The following is a 1,064-nucleotide window of genomic DNA, read 5'->3' as shown; positions in this document are numbered from 1 at the left end:
CCCGCAGCGCCCGGATCGCATCGATGTCGAAACCGGTCGCGCCGAGGATGCGCCGCGGCACTTCCACAGCCCGCTCGCGCAGCGCGACGCCCTCGTCCGTGAGCCGTACCTCCACCGAGCGCTCGTCGCGGGCGCTGCGCTCACGCCGTACCAGACCCGCCGTCTCCAGCCGCTTGAGCAGCGGGGACAGCGTGCCGGAGTCGAGCCGCAGGTGTTCGCCGAGCTTCTTGACGGGCAGCTCGCCGTGCTCCCACAGCACCAGCATCACCAGGTACTGCGGATAGGTGAGCCCGAGATCCTTGAGCAGCACCCGGTACACGCCACCGAAGGCGCGTGACGCGGCGTTCAGGGAGAAGCAGATCTGCTGGTCGAGGCGGAGCCAGTCGCTGGTGGGGGTGTCGGCGGGAGTGGTGGTCATGTGTCCAGGATAGCGCGAGCGGACCATTTAGTTGTGTGCAATTGAATTGTGTGCTCTACTTATCTCCGTGAGGCGGTCCGGACACCCGGACCGGCCCCACCCCACCAAGACTTCCGAGAGGGATGGTTTCCAATGGACGCGATCTACACCGCCGTAGCCACCGCCACCCACGGCCGTGACGGCCGCGCGGTCAGCAACGACGGCAAGATCGACCTTCAGCTCGGCATTCCCGTCGAGATGGGCGGCAACGGCCAGGGCACCAACCCTGAGCAGCTCTTCGCCGCCGGTTACGCCGCCTGTTTCGGCAGCGCCCTCGGACTCGTCGGCCGGCAGGCGAAGGTCGACGTCACCGACGCGGCCGTGACCGCCGAGGTCGGCATAGGCAAGCAGGGCGAGGGCTTCGGCCTCAAGGTGACCCTGCGCGTCGAGCTCCCCGACACCGTGGACGAGGCCACCGGCCGCAAGCTGGTCGAGACCGCCCACCAGGTCTGCCCCTACTCGAACGCGACCCGCGGCAACATCGAGGTCGACCTCGTCATCGAGTAGTCACATCGAGTAGTCGCATCACATACGAACATCACGTACGAACAAACCGTACGACGCTTCTAACACCCCCGCCCCCAGCCGGGTTGACCGCCGCACCCCG

General features: G+C 67.3%; 2 protein-coding genes. One reads left to right on the top strand and one right to left on the bottom strand.

The window, feature by feature from the left end:
* On the bottom strand, positions 1-418 hold a 418-nt coding region (locus ACFWI9_RS34765; protein ID WP_387169411.1), incomplete at its 3' end, for a MarR family winged helix-turn-helix transcriptional regulator.
* A 132-nt stretch (positions 419-550) separates the two neighbouring features.
* Between ACFWI9_RS34765 and ACFWI9_RS34760 the strand changes: the two genes are divergently transcribed.
* On the top strand, positions 551-964 hold the full coding sequence (locus ACFWI9_RS34760; RefSeq protein ID WP_019056748.1) for an organic hydroperoxide resistance protein: 414 nt from the start codon (positions 551-553) through the stop codon (positions 962-964).
* Positions 965-1,064: the final 100 nt, after the last annotated feature.

It is taken from the genome of Streptomyces sp. NPDC127084 (assembly GCF_042724175.1).
Classification (GTDB): Bacteria; Actinomycetota; Actinomycetes; order Streptomycetales; family Streptomycetaceae; genus Streptomyces.
The sequence above is the reverse complement of the archived record's forward strand: the minus strand, read 5'-3'. Positions and strand labels throughout refer to the sequence as shown.

Bases quoted from the DNA above. Each gene is read 5' to 3' on its own strand.
- ACFWI9_RS34760 (WP_019056748.1), top strand. From the start codon at position 551: ATGGACGCGATCTACACCGCCGTAGCCACCGCCACCCACGGCCGTGAC.